At 62.7% G+C, this 17,280-nt stretch carries 17 protein-coding genes; 5 read left to right on the top strand and 12 right to left on the bottom strand.

Features of this window, described 5'->3' with window-relative positions; genetic code table 11:
• Positions 1-90: 90 nt before the first annotated feature.
• The 8 genes from LFT43_RS04770 to LFT43_RS04735 form a co-directional block, all read right to left on the bottom strand.
• Entirely contained in the window at positions 91-1,089 is a 999-nt protein-coding gene (locus LFT43_RS04770) for an aldo/keto reductase family protein (protein ID WP_395801399.1), read from the bottom strand.
• Positions 1,090-1,110: 21 nt separating this feature from the next.
• Positions 1,111-3,363, bottom strand: coding sequence for a TIM-barrel domain-containing protein (locus LFT43_RS04765; protein WP_395801398.1), 2,253 nt, complete (start codon positions 3,361-3,363; stop codon positions 1,111-1,113).
• A 1-nt stretch (position 3,364) separates the two neighbouring features.
• Positions 3,365-4,552, bottom strand: a complete 1,188-nt coding sequence (locus LFT43_RS04760; RefSeq protein WP_395801397.1) for a glycoside hydrolase family 15 protein — start codon at positions 4,550-4,552, stop codon at positions 3,365-3,367.
• A gap of 112 nt (positions 4,553-4,664) precedes the next feature.
• The gene (locus LFT43_RS04755; protein WP_395801396.1) at positions 4,665-5,915 is read right to left on the bottom strand and encodes an ABC transporter substrate-binding protein; all 1,251 of its coding nucleotides are present in this window, start codon (positions 5,913-5,915) and stop codon (positions 4,665-4,667) included.
• Positions 5,916-5,951: 36 nt separating this feature from the next.
• Positions 5,952-6,767, bottom strand: a complete 816-nt coding sequence (locus tag LFT43_RS04750) for a carbohydrate ABC transporter permease (RefSeq protein WP_395801395.1) — start codon at positions 6,765-6,767, stop codon at positions 5,952-5,954.
• Positions 6,760-7,719 carry a carbohydrate ABC transporter permease gene (locus LFT43_RS04745; protein ID WP_395801394.1) on the bottom strand — a complete coding sequence of 320 codons (960 nt, stop codon included), beginning with the start codon at positions 7,717-7,719 and terminating at the stop codon, positions 6,760-6,762. The genes LFT43_RS04750 and LFT43_RS04745 overlap by 8 nt, the downstream gene beginning before the upstream one ends.
• Entirely contained in the window at positions 7,716-8,930 is a 1,215-nt protein-coding gene (locus tag LFT43_RS04740) for an ROK family protein (protein WP_395801393.1), read from the bottom strand. Before LFT43_RS04740 ends, LFT43_RS04745 begins: the two co-directional genes overlap by 4 nt.
• A 358-nt stretch (positions 8,931-9,288) precedes the next feature.
• Entirely contained in the window at positions 9,289-9,861 is a 573-nt protein-coding gene (locus LFT43_RS04735; protein ID WP_395801392.1) for a TetR/AcrR family transcriptional regulator, read from the bottom strand.
• A gap of 107 nt (positions 9,862-9,968) precedes the next feature.
• On the opposite strand from LFT43_RS04735, the gene LFT43_RS04730 reads away from it, so the two are divergent.
• Entirely contained in the window at positions 9,969-11,378 is a 1,410-nt protein-coding gene (locus LFT43_RS04730) for an MFS transporter (protein ID WP_395801391.1), read from the top strand.
• 49 nt (positions 11,379-11,427) lie between these two features.
• A complete protein-coding gene (locus tag LFT43_RS04725; protein WP_395801390.1) occupies positions 11,428-11,700 on the top strand; it encodes a hypothetical protein in 273 nt (90 codons plus the stop codon).
• On the opposite strand, the gene LFT43_RS04720 is transcribed toward LFT43_RS04725, so the two are convergent.
• Positions 11,697-12,206 carry a DUF664 domain-containing protein gene (locus tag LFT43_RS04720; RefSeq protein WP_395801389.1) on the bottom strand — a complete coding sequence of 170 codons (510 nt, stop codon included), beginning with the start codon at positions 12,204-12,206 and terminating at the stop codon, positions 11,697-11,699. The two genes, LFT43_RS04725 and LFT43_RS04720, sit on opposite strands and share 4 nt — an antisense overlap.
• Positions 12,207-12,215: 9 nt before the next feature.
• Entirely contained in the window at positions 12,216-12,554 is a 339-nt protein-coding gene (locus tag LFT43_RS04715) for a hypothetical protein (protein ID WP_395801388.1), read from the bottom strand.
• Positions 12,555-12,687: 133 nt separating this feature from the next.
• Between LFT43_RS04715 and LFT43_RS04710 the strand changes: the two genes are divergently transcribed.
• From LFT43_RS04710 to LFT43_RS04700, 3 genes are all read left to right on the top strand, one after another.
• On the top strand, positions 12,688-13,011 hold the full coding sequence (locus LFT43_RS04710) for a hypothetical protein (protein WP_395801387.1): 324 nt from the start codon (positions 12,688-12,690) through the stop codon (positions 13,009-13,011).
• A gap of 182 nt (positions 13,012-13,193) precedes the next feature.
• Positions 13,194-14,918: a DUF222 domain-containing protein gene (locus tag LFT43_RS04705; protein WP_395801386.1), complete on the top strand. Its 1,725-nt coding sequence runs from the start codon at positions 13,194-13,196 to the stop codon at positions 14,916-14,918.
• Between the two features lie 141 nt (positions 14,919-15,059).
• Positions 15,060-15,815 (top strand): ArsR/SmtB family transcription factor, encoded by a 756-nt coding sequence (locus tag LFT43_RS04700; protein ID WP_395801385.1) that lies wholly within the window; start codon positions 15,060-15,062, stop codon positions 15,813-15,815.
• Between the two features lie 30 nt (positions 15,816-15,845).
• Here LFT43_RS04700 and LFT43_RS04695 read toward each other — a convergent pair whose 3' ends face one another.
• Together LFT43_RS04695 and LFT43_RS04690 are read right to left on the bottom strand one after the other, a co-directional pair.
• Positions 15,846-16,199 carry a GNAT family N-acetyltransferase gene (locus tag LFT43_RS04695; RefSeq protein WP_395801384.1) on the bottom strand — a complete coding sequence of 118 codons (354 nt, stop codon included), beginning with the start codon at positions 16,197-16,199 and terminating at the stop codon, positions 15,846-15,848.
• A gap of 116 nt (positions 16,200-16,315) precedes the next feature.
• On the bottom strand, positions 16,316-17,125 hold the full coding sequence (locus LFT43_RS04690; RefSeq protein ID WP_395801383.1) for a glycosidase: 810 nt from the start codon (positions 17,123-17,125) through the stop codon (positions 16,316-16,318).
• Positions 17,126-17,280: the final 155 nt, after the last annotated feature.

Raw genomic sequence — 17,280 nt, 5'->3', positions numbered from 1 at the left:
GTGGTGCTTTGCACTTGGAGTACAGGTCCGCTGCCGGGGTACTCAGCGTTGCGCTGGGGCCCGCGGGTCAGCGCGAAACGAAAAGGCAACTTATGGCCGGGCGTGAAAGGTGTCGGTCTTCGCAGGATCCCGTTCGATAACCGGATCAAGGATTTCATCGATCTGTTTCATCAACGCATCCTCAAGCTTCCGGCCGGCGGCCTCGGCGTTGGCCGTGATCTGTTCGGGTCGCGAGGCGCCGACGATCGCCGCAGAAACGTTGGGGTTTTGAAGGACCCAAGCCAAAGCCATTGTCCCCAACGGCATTCCGGCGTCGGCCGCAATCGGCTGCAGTTGCTGCACTTTGGTGAGAACCTCGTCCTTCAGCCACCGGGCCACCGTATCCTTGCCGCCCTTCTGGTCGGTGGCCCGGGAGCCTGCCGGGGCCTCTTTGCCCGGAGAATATTTGCCAGTGAGCACGCCCTGGGCAAGTGGTGACCAGACGATCTGGCTGATCCCCAGTTCCTCACAGGCCGGCACGATTTCCTCGTCGATAACCCTCCACAACATGTTGTACTGGGGCTGGTTGGACACGAGTTGGACGTTCAATTCCTTGGCCAGAGCCGCCCCGGAACGGATTTCTTCAGCCGTCCATTCGGAAACGCCAATGTAGTGGGCCTTGCCGTCACGGACGACGTCGGCGAAGGCCTGCATCGTCTCCTCCAGCGGCGTCTCGTAGTCGAAACGATGTGCCTGATAGAGGTCAACGTAGTCCGTCTTGAGTCTGCGGAGGCTGCCGTTGATGGACTCCCGGATGTGCTTGCGCGAAAGGCCCCGGTCGTTACGACCCTCTCCCGTGGGGAAATAGACCTTGGTGAGAATTTCCACGCTTTCGCGCCGCACCCCTTTCAGCGCGCCGCCCAAAGCACTTTCCGCGCGCGTGTCAGCGTAAGCGTCGGCGGTGTCGAAGGTGGTGATGCCGGCGTCGAGAGCGGCATGGACGCATGCGGCGGCCGTATCCTGCTCTATTTGGGACCCGTGCGTCATCCAGTTGCCGTAGGCAATTTCGCTGACATACATGCCGCTTCGGCCAAGTTTTCTGTATTCCATGAATAATCTCCTGCGGTCGGTTCAGGGGCGGCTTTGGAAGATGCTCTTCATTCGGTCCCAGGCGTCTGCACGGACAAATGCGGGAATGCGGTTGAGAGGAGCGGGAACATCTACTGTTTGTTTTCCGGCGTGGCTGTCCCCCGTCCAAACGTCGACCCAGTCTCCGGAAGGAAGGTAAGTTGTCCAGGACTTGATCCCCTCTTGGGTTACGGGCGCAACCAGTAGGTCATCGCCGAGCATCCATTGCAGCGGGTGGTCCCAGACCTCCTGGTCTTCGGGATAGTCGAAGTAGAGTGGGCGCATGAGAGGGGCGCCGGTGGCTATGGTCTTTCGGGCTTGCTCTGACAGATACGGGATGAGGCGTTCGCGAAGCTCCGTCAGTTCGCGGAATATCGGAAGCACCGTTTCGTCGCCGCTTCTTTCCTGGATATTCCAGGGCGTGCGGTCACGGGACGGCTTGCGGTGATGGTTGAATTCCGAGTGGTACTGCATGATCGGGACAAATACGGCCGCAGCTGCCGAGCGCAGATAAAGTTCGGCGGTCGGCACGTCCCCGGAGAAGCCCGCAAAATCCCAGCCCCAGTACACGACGCCGCTCGCTGCAGCGGATAGGCCGGCAAACATCGACCAGCGGAATGCATCCCAGGTGGAGTCCTCGTCACCCGCCCAGAACGCTCCGTGGGCCTGGGAGCCAGTGAAGCCGGCCCTACTGAAAGTGACCGGGGCCTTGCCGGCAGACTCAAGCAGATCACCGTAGGCTTTGGCGTACGCAACCGAGAACAAGTTGTTCCCTTCGTCTCCCTTCATCCCATTGAGGTAGCGAAGATCCTCGCCCCAGGCGTGCTCCCCTCCATCAGTTTTGAATCCGTCGACGCCCAGTTCTTCGACCAAATATCGCCGTTTCTCCGTCCACCAGCGTGCCGCCTCCGGATCGGTTAGGTCCGGCATAAGTCCAAGTGGGAACCACCATCCGCGGTTCCGGTAAGGCCGCAGGCTGCCGTCCGGAGCCTCTTCACGAATGAGCCGGCCTTCACGGATCGCGGCTTCGGCGTCGTTCCGTGCCTGCCCTTGGGGGTGCGGACGCATTTTGATGAGCGGGATCTGCCACAGGACCACGCGAATGTCCCGTTCGTGCAGTTCATCGACCATGGCTTTCGGGTCCGGCCATGCTCCCTCTTCGGGGAAAGTGAAGTCATTGAGCCCCAGAGGGCCGCCGTCGGAGCTGGGGGTATACACAGCGTCGCGGAACGCAGTGAAGGTTGCCTCGTCGCTCCATGCCTCAATCACCACGGATCCAACGGGGATCCCAGTTTCGCGATGCAGATCCATCTGCCGCATGACCTCTGCCTGGGTGTTCCACTCGTTCCCGCTCGCCCACAGCTTGAAGACCCAATCGGGAAGCTCCTTGGGTGCCCCTACTTTGGAGAGGAAGGATTGCAGGACCTCGGTGGGCGTTCCATCGAAGAACTGCACTCCCAGGAGGGCGTCTCCGTTAACGGCGTCGGGGCCGACCTCGGCTTCAATGATGAGCCGGTTTTCGTCAGATGCGCCGATGTCGTACCACGTGCGTCGGGAGGTATCGATGTGGAATCCCCAGCCGTCTCCGCCGACCACGTGGGCGAAGGGCATAGGCAGGTAGGTCTTCCGGTGCGCGCCCTGGCTTTTGTATTGCTCAAAGACGACTGCGTCCAGCGAGGTCCCCCGGTGGTCGAGGGCATCGAATCGTTCCCCGAAGCCGGTAACCCGTTCGTTCGAGGCAAGCGGCAGCGCGAATCTCACCCGAAGAGGCCGGGAACCATCGTTCAGCACTTCGACCGAGTCACGGATCACCCGGTGGGTACCGGTGATGTCCAAGGCATGTTCTGCAGGTTGCCAGGTTGCCACTTGATAGCTGAACCAGCGGGTGTGTTCCTTCCGGCCCGCAGGCTTGTCGGCGCTGAAGCGATACTTGTAGCTTGTCAGAGGGTCGGCCGGTCCAAGGGAGGTCTGCCAGCCACTGGCCGCCCGGGCCAGTTTGGCCTGAGCTGAGGCGAGATGTCCGCCGTCGACCACTTGTCCGCGGGAGGCCGCAGGCACCCGGCTGAGAGGCACGGTTGAGTGGGTCACCGAACCGTCGCTTCGAATTTCCGCCAATTCACAGACCACGTTTGTCAGCTCAGGCGAGGTTCGTACCCCTAAGGTGACGGACTCGCCGGCTTGGGGACGGGCAGGGCTGCGCTGATCGGTGTCGTTGACGTAGGGGTGTCCTGAGCCGAATGGTTTGTGGCGGATCAATTCAGAGTCCTTTTTCGTTCGTCTGGAGTCCGGAAGCTGACCGGTCCGTGTGGCGTGTGATGTCGAGTGCGGTCGCGAGTCGGATGAACATGGCGTGGCTCCACAGCAGCGGACTGGCCGAGGGTCCCCAGCGATCGATCCAGGGTTGCAGGTACTCGGCGTCCAGGAGGTTGTCTTCGACCTGTTCGGGGAGTTCGGTACCGCCCCGTGCAGTAGAGGCGGCCCAGTCCAGGAGCTCGCGGGCCCGTGGCCGGTTTCCGGCGGCCTCCTGGGCGAGGCCGAGGAAGCAGCTCAGAAGCGGCCACTGACCACCTCCGTAGTAGCTGTCTGTCAGGTACCGGTGGACGCCGTTGTTGACCGTGAGTTGCTCTTCGACCGCGGAGACGGTCCCTTTGCCTACAGGGCTCACCGGTTCAAGGAAGTTCATCGGAGCGATGAGCGCCAGGAGGCTCGCATCTAGCGCATCGGTTCCAAGCCATTTGGTGAGGTGCGTGTTCCTGACTCCATCGTTCTGGACGCGGCGTCGGATCAGTTCCACGGTCTCGGTGGATCGCAGGGCACTTGTTTCCTCCAGATGACCGGTCGCAACAATGCTGGCCAAACCTGAGGAAATGCAGCCAAGAGTACTGACGTGCACGTGCTGGGCAGCCTCTTCCCACCAGTCGTAGCAGGGCCGGTCCCAGGAGCAGGCCAGATAGTCGACCGTGAGGGCAATCGCCTCGGCCCAACGTTCCAGCGGCCGGCCATATCGCGCGCTGTGTTCAGCCAAGGCCCACAGCCAGGTACCGTAACCGTCGAGCTGGAAGTCCCACCATTCATCGTTTCCGTCGTCCCCCTCGAGGGTGAATCGGGTTGGCAGCATTTGTTCATCGGCTGGAGGCCGGCCGGCTAGGCTTTCTGCCACAATGTGCCGAATTCTTCCGGAGCGCGAGGTCAGAACGTTCGAGCACCAGTCAAAGAACCGTTCGGCGGAATCGATATGCCCGGCGGCGGACATAGCATCTGCGATGTACGAGCCGTCACGAAACCAGCAATACCCGGCGTAGGCGGAAAACGACGGGCTCGCTGGGTAAGCGCCGCCGGGGGTTTGCTGCTCCAAAATGAGCTCGGTGCTTGCCTGGACTATCGAGTGGACAGCGGCGTCGCCATTAGACGTTACCGCTGAACCTGGCATGGATTTGTCGATCATGTGCTTCTCTTTCAGGCGATGAGTCTTTCAGGCAATGGGCGGGTCGCGGTGCCGGCACAGCTCAGGGTGACACCGCGACTCGTTCTCCGGCCTTGTTGGGTTTGCGCCCGGTCTATTTCAACAGTGCGTTGATTTGGTCCGCGGCACCCTTCAGGGCGTCGGCCGCGCTGGAGCGCTTCGCTTCGACTTCGCCAAGTGCGTTGGTGATGATGTCGACCATTTTTTGCTGATTGTCGCCGATGACCGGGGGGAGGGCGACGTGGTCAAGGGCATCGAAGATGGCCTTGCGGTTTGCCGGCTTGTCCTTTGCGAGATAGGGCTTTAGGACGGAGTCGTCGGAGGTGGCGGGAAGTTCCCATCCGGCGCTGATGCGGGTCTGTGCCATGACATCTGAACTGGTCATGTATTCTGCCCACTTTTGGGCTGCGGCCTTGTTTTTGGAGTTGGCCGCTATCGCGATGGCGTTGGAGAACTCCGCACTTGCCTTCTGCGTGTCTCCCGGTTCAACGGCGATGTCCCAGTTCTTGGGTGAATCGGCGAAGCTGCTCGCCACCCAGATGCCGCTGTGGAGCATGCCAAGTTTGCCGTCCTTGAATAGCTTCGTGTCGAAGTCCGGGGTCCCTGCGCCCTGGGCGGGTGTGGGCATAGTCGTTCCGCTCTTGCCCGCCAGCCACTCGGCTGCCTTGATTCCTTGCGGCGAGTTGAACGCGACGGATTTGCCGTCGTCGTTGAGGAACTTGCCGCCGGTTTGGGCCAGCGCTTTGTAGAACTCGTAGAAGCTCACGTTTTGGAAGTCTCCAAAGACACCCGCGGCGCTGTCCGTAATCCTTTTCGCGGCAGCCGTCTCATCTGCCCATGTCCAGCTGGACGTGGGGTACCCGACCTTGGCGGCGTCGAAGAGCGCCTTGTTGTAGTACAGGACTACGTCGGAGAAGGAACTGGGCAGCGCATACTGCTTGCCGTCTGACTGGTAGGACTGGAGCAGGGACTGCTTGTACTTGGAGCCGTCGACTCCCTCAAGAGGGGCGACTGCCCCATTGGACACATAGGAGCGCAGATTCGCATATTCGATATCGAAAGTATCGGCCTGGGTCCCAGCGGCCAGATCAGTCTGGAGTGCGGTGGCGTAGTCCTTGTAAGGCAAGGTGGTGACCTGGACGGTGATGTTGGGGTTGGCTTTTTGGAAGGCCTGAACAATTGTGTCCAGGTTCTTCTCGTTGCCTCCGTTGGAAGTGAAGTTTGAATACTTGATGGTCACTTTTTCACTGCTTGACGCAGCTGGGCTTCCTGCGGAGCCGCAGCCGGTCGTTGCCAGGATTGCGGCCAGGGCGAGGCCCAGAGCAGCCAAGGGCTTCTTATTCATGTCTATCTCCATTGATAAAGGGGGAAGCAGGGCGGTCTACTTGAGCCCGGTTCCCGCGACCCCTTGGATGATGTACTTCTGGGTGAAGATGTAGAGAGCAAGCATTGGCAGGACGCTGACCATTGATCCGGCCATGACGATGTCCCACTGGGTTGTGTACTGGCCCTGGAGCGCTGCCAATGCCACCGGGAGCGTTTTCATAGCGGGGGTGCGCAGGATAATCAGCGGCCAGAGGAAGCTGTTCCAGCTGTTCAGGAACGCGAACACGGTCAGCGTTGCCAGTGCTGGACGGACCAAGGGCAGAACGATGAGCCCGAAGATCCGGAAGTGGCCCGCTCCGTCCAGCGTTGCGGCCTGGTCGAGGTCCGTGGGAACGGAATTCATGGCTTGGCGCAGAAGGAAGACGCCGAATGCACTGGCAACGCCTGGCAGCAGAACGCCCAGGTACGTGTCGATGAGGCCGAGGCTTTTCATCTCAACGAACAGCGGAACAACGAGGACCTGCAGGGGAACCATCATGGTGGCCAGATACACGGCGAACACAGCGTTACGCCCTTTGAAGGGCATCCGCGAAAAGACATAAGCGGCCAGCGAGCTGGTAGCGAGCTGGAACACCGTGGTGAGGACGGCAAGGATCAGGCTGTTAAGGACGATCTGCACGAACGGGAGCCGTTGGAGCAACTCGGCGTAGGCGGACAGTGAAGGGTTCTCCGGGATCAGCTGCGGGGTGGCGGACAGGCCGGCTCCGGGGCTGATGGAAGTGACGAACGCCCACAGGAAAGGGAACACCATCACGGCGGCACCTGCGACCACGAGGACGTTCAGCGCGATCAAGCGCGGGTGCTTACGCATAGTTCACCCACTTCTTTTGGCCCCGCACCTGGATCAAAGTGATGATCAGGATGAAGAGGAACAGAAGCCACGACAGGGCAGATGCTTCCCCGGCCCGGCCGTAACGGAACGTGAGGTCATAGATCTGCTGGACTACCACTTGGGATGAATTGTTTGGCCCGCCTCCAGTCATCGCATACACCTGGTCGAACACTTGAAAACCGTTGATCAACGACAAGACGATGACGAAAAACGTTGATGGAGAGAGCATCGGGAGAGTGATACTGAACAGGCGCCGCCACGGACCGGCGCCGTCGACCGTTGCAGCCTCGTAGAGTTCTTCGGGAATGGCCTGCAGCCCGGCGAGCAGAATCACCATGACGAACCCGAGATCTTTCCACGCTGAGGCAAGGATGATGGCAGGCATCGACCAAGCCGGGTCTGTCCACCACCCCGGGCCGGCAATGCCGATCAGTCCAAGGAGCCAGTTCACGACGCCGGTGCTGGGGTTCAGCAGCCAACGCCAGACGAGCGCCACGACGATCCAGCTAGTTACCACCGGAAGGAAATAGAGGCCCCGGAGCATGCTGCGCCCTTTGATCCGCGTGTTCAGGGCCAGGGCGATAGCGAGGCCGCCGACATACACCAGGGGTAGGTAACCGACAATGTAATAGACGGTATGAAGGAACGCGCCCTGTGTACCCGGGTCCGTGACAAGCCTGGCGTAGTTGTCCAGGCCCACCCACTTCATTGAACCCACCAAGTTCCACTGGTTCAGGCTGATCCAGAACGCGGACACCATGGGAACGATCGTGAAGAATAGCAGCGGCAGCGCGCTCGGCAGCAGGAACAACGCAACCGTCAATGCATACCGAAGACGCGGGGCGGGCTTCCGACGGATGGGTGCAGGATTGTCTCCGTGTGTGGTGGTGACCCTAAGAACGCCTGGCTTGGAATTTCCAACAGTTGTCATGACCCGATCGCCTCCTCTATGGGCGAGCTGAGCCGGGCCCTTACCCTGCGTCCCTGTTCGCCGGAGCTTTCACCGCTGTAGAACGGAGCGGATGCGACCAAGGCGGCTGCACCTCGGGCCCAGCTTTCGTCGTCCCAGGACTCGACGATCACAGGAACGCTTCGGCGATCGGAGGTCAGCGCAGCCCGGAATGACTGCTCGAATCCGGCCTTCCAATGGCTCCAAGCCTTGGTTCCTTCACCGCTGACAATCACGATTTCCGGGTCAAGCACCTGTACCAGACCGGCGACGATCCGCCCCAGCGGCCGGCCTGCCTCTAGGAAAATGTTTTGCGCCATAGCGTCGCCGGCGTCGGCCCGGGCCTGCAAATCAGCCACAGAACCGTCGGGTGGGATCACCCCTGACCGGCGGGCCTGCGCGACGAGCGCCTCTTCACCGATCAACGCTTCAATGCAGCCGTGGTTGCCACAAGTGCAGCGGGGCCCGTCCATCACCGCAGCGATATGACCGATTTCACCGGCTCCGCCGCGGCTGCCTCGGACGACTGCGCCCCCGGTCACGAATCCGGCACCGACGCCCTCACCGATGGTGACGACAAGGAAGTCGGCATGATCACGGCCGGGGCCGTAGAGCCGCTCGGCCACGGCGAGGGCGTTGACATTGTTCTCCACCAACACCGGCACGCCAAGCTCCCGGCTCAGAACGGCCCCCAGGGGAACCTGCCACCATCCAAGAAGGCTTGAATCGACCACGCCGGCCCCCTGCGCATCCACCGATCCCGGAACACCAACGCCCACACCGAGGATGGGAGCGCCGCCGCCCGCAGCCCGGAACCCCAGGACGAGGTCAACCAAGGGGGAAAGGAACGTGACCGAGGAAGCATTGAACGGCCAACTCTCGGCCCGCACCACCTTTCCGCCCAGCTCTGTTTCGACAAGCGCAACGTGGTCTTTAGCAACTTTCATACCGATCACGCGCCCGACGGAAGCCACCAGTCCAAGCAGCCGCGCAGGACGCCCGCCGTTGGACGGCGACATCGCCAACTCCCTCACGAGACCGTCTGAGATGAGGTCTTTCACAAGCTGGGTCATAAGTGCCGGTGAGACCCCCAGTCCCCGTGCGAGGTCGGCGCGGGATGCGCCGCCAGAGGTGCCAAGGAATGCCAAGATCGCAGAGCGGGTAACGTCAGCGTTGCCACTCGGTCGCAACATGTGAACTCCTTTGTTTAGAACTAAATAAAGATTAGAACTATGTTGCAGATCACGTCAAGAGGGGTTCACAACAGGGATTTCGGAGCTCGCCGACGTTGCCGCCGTTTGGCACGGTGGCGCGGTGCCGCGGTGGGGACAAGTGGCATGGTCGGCCCACTGGCATAGCTTTACCCCAATGCCCGCTCACCTTTGGGGCGCGAATGCTAAACGCTCCTGCACACCCGCCGTTGCGCCGTCGCGAAAGTGAGCGAGCGATGGCGAAAAACGGGCTACAAGCGGGGGAGGGTCACTCAAAAACGAGCCAAAAGTGCAGGAGGGTCGGGGAGCGGTCTCGAAGGTGCCCCGTCACCCGAAACCGTCAGGAGGCGAGCAGTCCGTCCGCGACGATCGCGAGCATCGATGCTGCTGCGTCGGCGGGAAGCTCGCTGTTGTCTACGACGGCGGCCACGCCGCCCACGAGCCGACTGATTTGCATTGCCTCGACCCCGGGACGCAGGGCCGAGTCCAGCGCCTTGATCACGCGCTGGTTGGCGCCGAGGTAGGTCTGGCACTTCGCTGCAAACGGGGACCCTGGGTCGCCCAGCGCGGCAGTGATCCGCGCGGCCGCACCCTTGTGTTCTGTCAGCATGGCCGCATAGTCGGTCAACCAGGTCACCAGCTGCTCCCGCGCCGGAGCGTCGAGGGCGAGCGCTCGCTCGACAGCCGCATTGACTTTCTCCGCCCAAGCCTCCAGCACCGCGTCGTACAGCGACTCTTTGGTCGGAAAGTGGCGGTAGAGCGTGCCGGGGCCAACCTCGGCCGCCTTGGCGACTTCGTCCATCGAAACGGATTCGTAGCCTTTGACGCGGAAGAGGGCACGCGCAACCTCCACGATTCGATCGCGGTTGCGTTGAGCGTCAGCGCGCACGGAAACCAGCCCTTCCAAATCCATCCAAACAAAAACTGTTGCAAAACGGAGAGTGTCTCCGTATAGTTCTAAACGGAGCATCTCTCCTCTTAGTGTACGTCAGCCCCCTCGGCTAGAACAGGACACCTCCCATGACACCCACAATCGCCACACGCGCACCCGCCGGGATCGCAAGATCCGGCGGCCGCGCCGGCAGCATTGGCCTCTGGCTGGTCATGCTGGCCCAACTCATGCTTGTCCTCGACGCGACTGTCGTGAACGTCGCGCTCCCCCACATCGCCACCGATCTCCACTTCGACCGGGCCGAGCTCAGCTGGGTCTTGAACGGCTACGCCGTCGCTTTTGGCGGCCTCTTGCTGCTCGGCGGACGGATCGGAGACGTCTTCGGCCGCCGTCGCACCTTCCTGGTGGGCGTCGCAGCCTTCACGCTCTTCTCACTACTCGGCGGCCTGGCCACCTCACCCCTCCTCCTCGTCATCGCACGCGCACTCCAAGGTCTCGGTGCCGCGTTCGCCGCACCGAGCGTGCTCGCGCTTATTACCACAAGCGCAAGGGACGACGGCGCGCGGAACCGAGCGCTCGCATTGTTCTCCGCGATTGCCTCAATGGGTGGCGCGCTCGGTCTCATCCTCGGCGGCCTTCTCACCGACACCACCAGCTGGCGGTGGACCCTCTTCATTAACGTGCCGATCGGCGTCGTGGTCCTTATTGCGGTGCCGCGCCTGGTCGCCGAAACTCCCCGGAGGCCCGGCCGTTTCGACATCCTCGGAGCGGTGACCGCGACGGGCGGCGCCGTCGCCATTGTGTGGGCCCTCATTCAAGCGGGCGACGTCGGCTGGTCCAGCCCGCGGACGATCGGCGGCCTCGTTGTCGGCGCGGCGCTGCTCGCAGTGCTCGCCGTCACCGAACGGAGAGTGGCCCACCCCTTGCTCCGCCCACAGCTGCTACGCAGCCCGAGCCGGGTGGCGGCCCTGGCGGCGATGGCGGCCACCTATGGCGGGATGCTGGCGATGTTCTTCCTCATGGTCCAGTACCTCGAAGACGATCTGCACCTCACGCCCATGGTGACCGGACTGGTGTTCCTGCCGATGCCACTGAGCATCTTCGCGATGTCACGGATCGTTCCGCGACTGCTCGAGCGGCTAGGAGCGGTCCGACTGGTCATCCTTGGCGCGGCCCTTCGCGTCGTCGCCTTCCTGCCGCTCACGCAGCTGAGCGCGGACACCCCCTTCGTCCTTGTCTTGCTTGCCCTTCTGGGTACCGGAATCTCTGCCGGCCTGACGTTCATGCCGCTCACGACGCTCGCACTCCGCAACGTCGAACCCGAGCACGCAGGGTCTGCCTCCGGGCTTTTCCAGACAATGCAGCAGCTTGGCGGCGCAGTCGGCCTGGCCATCGTTGCTTCGACCTACGCGGCGTTCGCCATCCCGGGCGACTTCCTTACCGGAGGGAGGGCCGGGTTCTGGTCCGCGACTGTCCTCTCCGCGCTCGCGCTGGCCGCCGTCGTCGGGCTGGTCTTCAAACCCCGGAAGGTGGGCTGACTTCGATCCGCGCTTCCTGACCTGCCGCCGGACGTGGCAGACTTCGGCCATGAGTATCGAGCACTGGTGGCCGAAGCTGAAGCCGTCCACCCAGAAATGGCTGATCGAGAACAATGGCGACGCAGTACCCCAGGAAGTGGTTTCAGAGATCACCCAAGCCGGCGGGCCCGCCACTTCCGATGCATGGTGGACTGGTCAGAACGAGCCCCCGGGGTTTTATTTCCCGGACGAGGCGGTCGACTGGATCGAGTCCGTCGCGAACGATGAGGCGGTCGGGAACGGCGAGGAGCCCGCGGACGAAGAGGAGCCCGACCGGCCCTAACCTTCCGAGGACTTCAGTCCCTTGGCGTACGCCGCCTGCCCCGCGTGCTGAAGGCAATCGGCAATCGTGCTGACCAACCGCACGCCGAGAGTGACAGGCGGGTTCCAGCGGGTGTCGACGATGCGATCAAGGTCCCCATCGCCGAGAGTTCTCAGGAACCCCACTGTCTGCCGGTGGACGGCGTCATAATATTCGAGCAATAGCTCCGGCGGAGCCTGCACAGCGTCGACTTTGTCGCTCGTGTGGCCATAGCCGGTGTCGCGTTCGGGCAGCGGCAGGTTGAAGCGGCCAGCAAATCCCTGCGAGGTCCAGACCTGTTCCAAGCCGGCCGCGGAGGCGACTTGGACGTCCTCTACCCTGCTGAGGTGCCAGATCAACCACGCAATCGAGTTTCCGATCCCGGCGGGCCGACGGACCAGAGACTCGTCGTCGACACCCTCAAGAGTGGCGGCAACGATGTCACGGATCCGGCCGAAGGCATCCAGCAGCAGTTCGTTGGATTTCATCGCGTCTCCTCATGGTGTTCTTCGCTGAGACCGCACGAAGTCCAATGCCTCACGAGCCAAGGCCAGCCATGACTGCTCATCGTCGGCTGTGACGGTGAGCCACTCCCTCATCGCACGACCCTTTCCAGCGTCAAACGGCGAGCCAACTCCAATCCCGATCAGCGTCTCAACCCGCTGGTGTGGCAGCTTCACCACAAGCCTGCCTCCGGAAATCATCGCAAAAATCGAGCCTTGGACCTTCAGCGCGTTCGAACCGAATCCGCGTTGCCCCGGTTCACCCGGCACGCTCACGCCCGGGCTGGCCCTCAATACATCGACCAGTGCGTTGAAACGCTCCTCAGGCAGCATGGGAACATCTTCCCGCGCCGGATGTCGGGGAACAACCGATAACCGGGGCGGGAAGTCACCGGGCCGACGCATCCGGCGATCCACAGGCATAAGCTACAAGCAGAACGTCCCTTCCATCGCCGGGGAGCTCATCATGGACACTGAATTCGCTGATGTCATCGGTCACGATGTCACTACGATCACTTGCCTCTGCGGTAACACGGTCAGCAAAGAGGGGTTGATTCAGGCCAACTCGCACGGTATCCCTGTTTACGCCGGAGGAGACTCCCCTGTCCCGCCGGGGCTGGCCGCGTGGCCCGAAGATGAGGATCTTTACACCCTGTGTCCGTCATGCGGCCGCGTCTACCACGACACGGTCATCGAAGAGACAGGGACCGCGCCCGTTGCCTTCCAGATGGACGTCACCGCCGGCCCGATCGCTGAGGCGATCCGGGCGCATTGGGACCTCAGCACCTAAGTGTCTTCCGGGGGTGGCTCTTCCCGGGGTGGCTCTTCCCGGGGTGGCTCTTCCCGGGGTGGCTCTTCCCGGGGCGTGTCTTCCCGTGGCGGTCGGCCGCAGACTGCCTTTTCTCCCACAGTTTTTCGGTCGACGGTGAGCGCGGGGCTAAAAATGTCAGACCCCCGTGACAGGGTTTATTCATGGAAGGCATCGGTCAACTCGTGGCACGTCGGGCGGCCCCGGCTGACGGCGGGATTGCGGCGCCGGGGCGTCTTTCCCGCCGCATGAAGCCTGCGGCTGCCTGGCGCGCGGACATCGACCGGCTGGAGGTCCGTCCCGGTACCAGACCGGGATCCATGCCGTCGCCCGCAAAAGACCTTGATCTGGCCGTGGCGGCGATGGATGCGCTGCGCTCAAAGGCTGTCGCTGACGCCCGCGTGTTTGCTTTCCCTGACGCCGCGGATTTCGCCGGCAAGGTCGAAGAGATCTCGCGGACGGTGGAGTTTTTGCAGATCGTGGCGGCCGAGGCCGTGGAGCGGACCCGGCGCGAAGCCCAAGCAGTACGGCAGTCATCCCCGACGCCGGGGTGGCGGACCGGCTGGACCGAGCCCACGGCAAGCGGATCCGACCCGGCAACCGCATCCGGCCCGGAAGTCCCGGACGTCCCGGTGCCGGCTTCTGCCGCCAGCCTCACCGGAGCAGCCGACGCCGTTGACGACGGTTACAGGAATGCCGCCGAATTCCTGCGCGCCAGGCTGCGGATCAGCATCGGCGAGGCGAGGCGCCGGCTCGCGCTGGCCTCCGCCGTGCTCCCGCAGGCAGGGATCGCCGGGCAGGACGTCCCCGCACGTCACGGGGTGCTCGCCGCGGCCCTTTCCTCGGCATGCGTGCCGTCCCGTTCGGCCACGGTGATCAGCCTGGCCCTGGATCAGGTACGGCACCTCGCCGATCAGGAAACCATCCTGCAGATGGAACAGTCACTGACCAGCACCGCTGTGCAGAGCGATCCCGATTTCGTGTCCCGGATGGCGAAGCGCTGGGTTGATGCCATCGACCAGGACGGATCCGAACCCAGCGAGGAAGAACTCCGCCACCGCCAAGGTGCGTTCATCCGCAAACCCCGCCGCGGCCTGCATCACCTGGAAATCTTCGCCACCGCGGAACAATTCGAGACCCTCGCCACTGTCATGAACACCGCCGCCAACCCCCGCCTCCGCCACGATACTGATGGATCACCGGATGCGGATTCAGGCGGCAACACCGGCGGCGGCACCGGAGGGTTCTCGGAGCACGACGTCGCCGGCCACCCCCCGCTGGATCGCCGCTCGCGGGCGCAGAAGTTGCTTGACGGGCTCATCGGCGCCTGCGGAGTGGCCCTGTCCACCGGCGAGCTGCCCGCCGCGGGTGGTCTCCGGCCGCAGGTGATGGTGACCATCGACTACCGCGACCTGCTCGAGCGCGTCGCACACCAAACCACCGCGGCAAATCCCCGTCTGAGCACCGGCGCGTCCACGTTCCAGGGCCCGATCCACCCCTCGGTCATCCGCAAGATCGCCTGCGACGCGGACATCATCCCCGTCCTGCTCGGCAGCGACAGCCGCATCCTGGACATCGGCCGCACCACCAGGGTGTTCCCGCCCCACATCCGCAAAGCCATCACCGCCCGCGACCAAGGCTGCGCCTTCCCCGACTGCACCATCCCCGCACCCTGGTGCGAAGCCCACCACATCACCTACTGGTCCAACGGCGGCACCACCGGAACCGACCAAGGCACCTTATTGTGCAGCCACCACCACCACGTCATCCACAAAGAACACTGGACCATCACCATGGACTCCGGCGTGGCATGGTTCAAACCCCCACCCCACCTCGATCCCCGCCAAACACCCAGACGCAACCACCACTTCAGACCCACCCGGACATAAACCCGCCAGGGATGAAATCCGTCCCGAGCTGAAATCCGTCCAGAGCTGAAACGCGCCTAAACACAACTGGAACCCGTTGGCCGTGCCACTCGGCCCACGAAACCGTTGACATGTGACTAAATGGTCACCTATCCTGAATCCATGGACGCCGTCTTCAAGGCACTCTCCGACCCCACCCGCAGGGACCTGCTCGATGAGCTCTTCCGCGAGGACGGGCAGACGCTGAGCGCGCTTGAAGGACGGTTCGATATGACCCGTTTCGGGATCATGAAGCACCTCAAGATCCTTGAGGAGGCCGGGCTGGTTGTGACCCGCCGTCGTGGTCGCGAAAAGCTCCATTTCCTGAATCCGGTACCCATCAGGCTCGTCCACGACCGCTGGGTGAGCAAATATGCAGAACCATGGGCCGCTGCGTTGAGCGACCTCAAAACCAGATTGGAAAGTCCCGTGGAAAAGATCTTCGAAATCTACATCAAGACCACTCCGGAACGGCTTTGGGAAGCCATCACGGACAGCGACATCCGCAGCAAATACCAGTTCGGCAACACCCACACCGCGGACTGGACGCCTGGCGGCCACTACGAGATGCACAACCCCAAGGCCAACGGAATGGTCCTGGGCGAAGGCGAAAACGTGGAGGTCGATCCCCCGCGCCGGCTCGTCCAGACAATGCGCGCACTCTGGGGCGAGGACGTCAAAGCCGAGGGCACTTCACGGATCACCTGGGAGATCGAGCCGGTGGGCGATTCCTGCCACCTGACCGTCACCCACAGCGATCTACGCGAAGGCGGCAACGACCAGATCTACGGCGGTTGGCCGATGATCCTCTCCGGCCTGAAGACCTGGCTGGAGACCGGCGAGGTTCTCACCACGCCGGGTTCGCTGATGTACGCCTAAGAGCGGACGACGGCGGGCGCTGGCGCGTGATTAGGCCCTAGCGGCCGGAACGAGAGCCGCGCTGAGGTACTTCAGGTGTGCGGGCGTCGGGACAGTCGCGTCCGCCTCATATTCGGGGTGCTTGGTCAGAAACTTCTGAATGAAAGGGCACACCGGCACGATCCGTAGTCCCTCGCTCACGGTCCCATTCAGGGCCGCTTCGGCGAGCCTGCCCGCAAGCCCTTGTCCGCCGTACTCCTCGTTGATCACCGTGTGATAGAAAATCCGCTGCGGCGACCAGCCGTCGTCGTACGCTTTGTACGCGGCCTTACCGATCACCCGGCCGCCAATGAGCACCTCAAAGCGCTCACGGTCAACGTTGTGGCGGATGGTGACATCAATCATCGTTAGCTCCTCGGGTTAGGTCCAGTTGACATACCCTAACCTCGGACACGGGGCACTTTGTTCCCAAGTTTTCTCCAAGGCCAAACTTGGACTTGGAGAAAACTTGGGAGTTACGGCTAAGCGGTGACGATGTCCCGCGTGGCGTGGTCGTACGTGAAGGTGACCTTGCCGCCGTCGTGGTTCAGCTCGTGGTTGGCGCCATCACGCACCCCGAACGCGCCGTAGTTCTCGTCCCACGAGCGGTTAAGCGCGATCTTGTACGTGTAGAAACCGGCAGGCAGCGTTGCGGCGAGGGTCCAGACCTTGCGGCGGGTATTGAACTTCATCTGCACCTCGTCGTACTGCGGAGCCCAGTCCTCCGGAGCGCCAAGGATCGTGTTGAAGTCACCAGCGATCGCGACGGCGGACGGCTGCTCAAGCTTCTCGACGGCGGCAGGCGCTTTGGGTGCGGCAGCTTTCTTTGGCGCTGCTTTTGCGGCCGGGGTCTTCGTCGCGGCAGCTTTGGCGGCGGGTGCCTTTTCAGCGGCAGGGGCCTTCTTGGCGGCAGCCTTCTTCACGGGGGCTGTCGGGAGCGGGGTACCTGCCGGAACAGGGGTTCCCTCAGCCAGAGCCGTTACGAACTCGTCCGGCTTCGCGAAAGCGACCGTGGCACGAAGGCCGTCGTCCGTGATGGTCCAGCCCGAACGGCCCTTGACCAGCCAACCGGCTTTGACCAGCTTCGCGGTCTCAGTGGTCAGGTTTTTGTGGCCGCGCGGAATCCCTCCGCTGAGCAGTTCGCTCTCGCGCGTATCCAGAGGGACGCGCACAATCGCCTCAGCCAGGATCTCGCCGGCATTCAACGACTGCTCGGACCACGTTCCCTCTGCCAAGACGTCTAGGACGGTCTTGAGACGGACACTGCTTTTTTCGACGGTGGACTTGGCCACTGAGTCTCCTTCAACGTCGGACATTCCTTCAGCAGTCTGCCAATGTTCTGTAAACTCTGGCGACTGTTCTTGGTAAACACCGTGTGTCGTGACCCACTATTACGCCCAAACAGCAACAAATGATGGAAGGGTCTCGGGTACCGGTGAGTAGCTAA

The organism is Arthrobacter sp. FW306-04-A (assembly GCF_044358315.1).
Taxonomy (GTDB): Bacteria; Actinomycetota; Actinomycetes; order Actinomycetales; family Micrococcaceae; genus Arthrobacter.
This window is presented reverse-complemented; position numbering and strand designations above follow the sequence as displayed.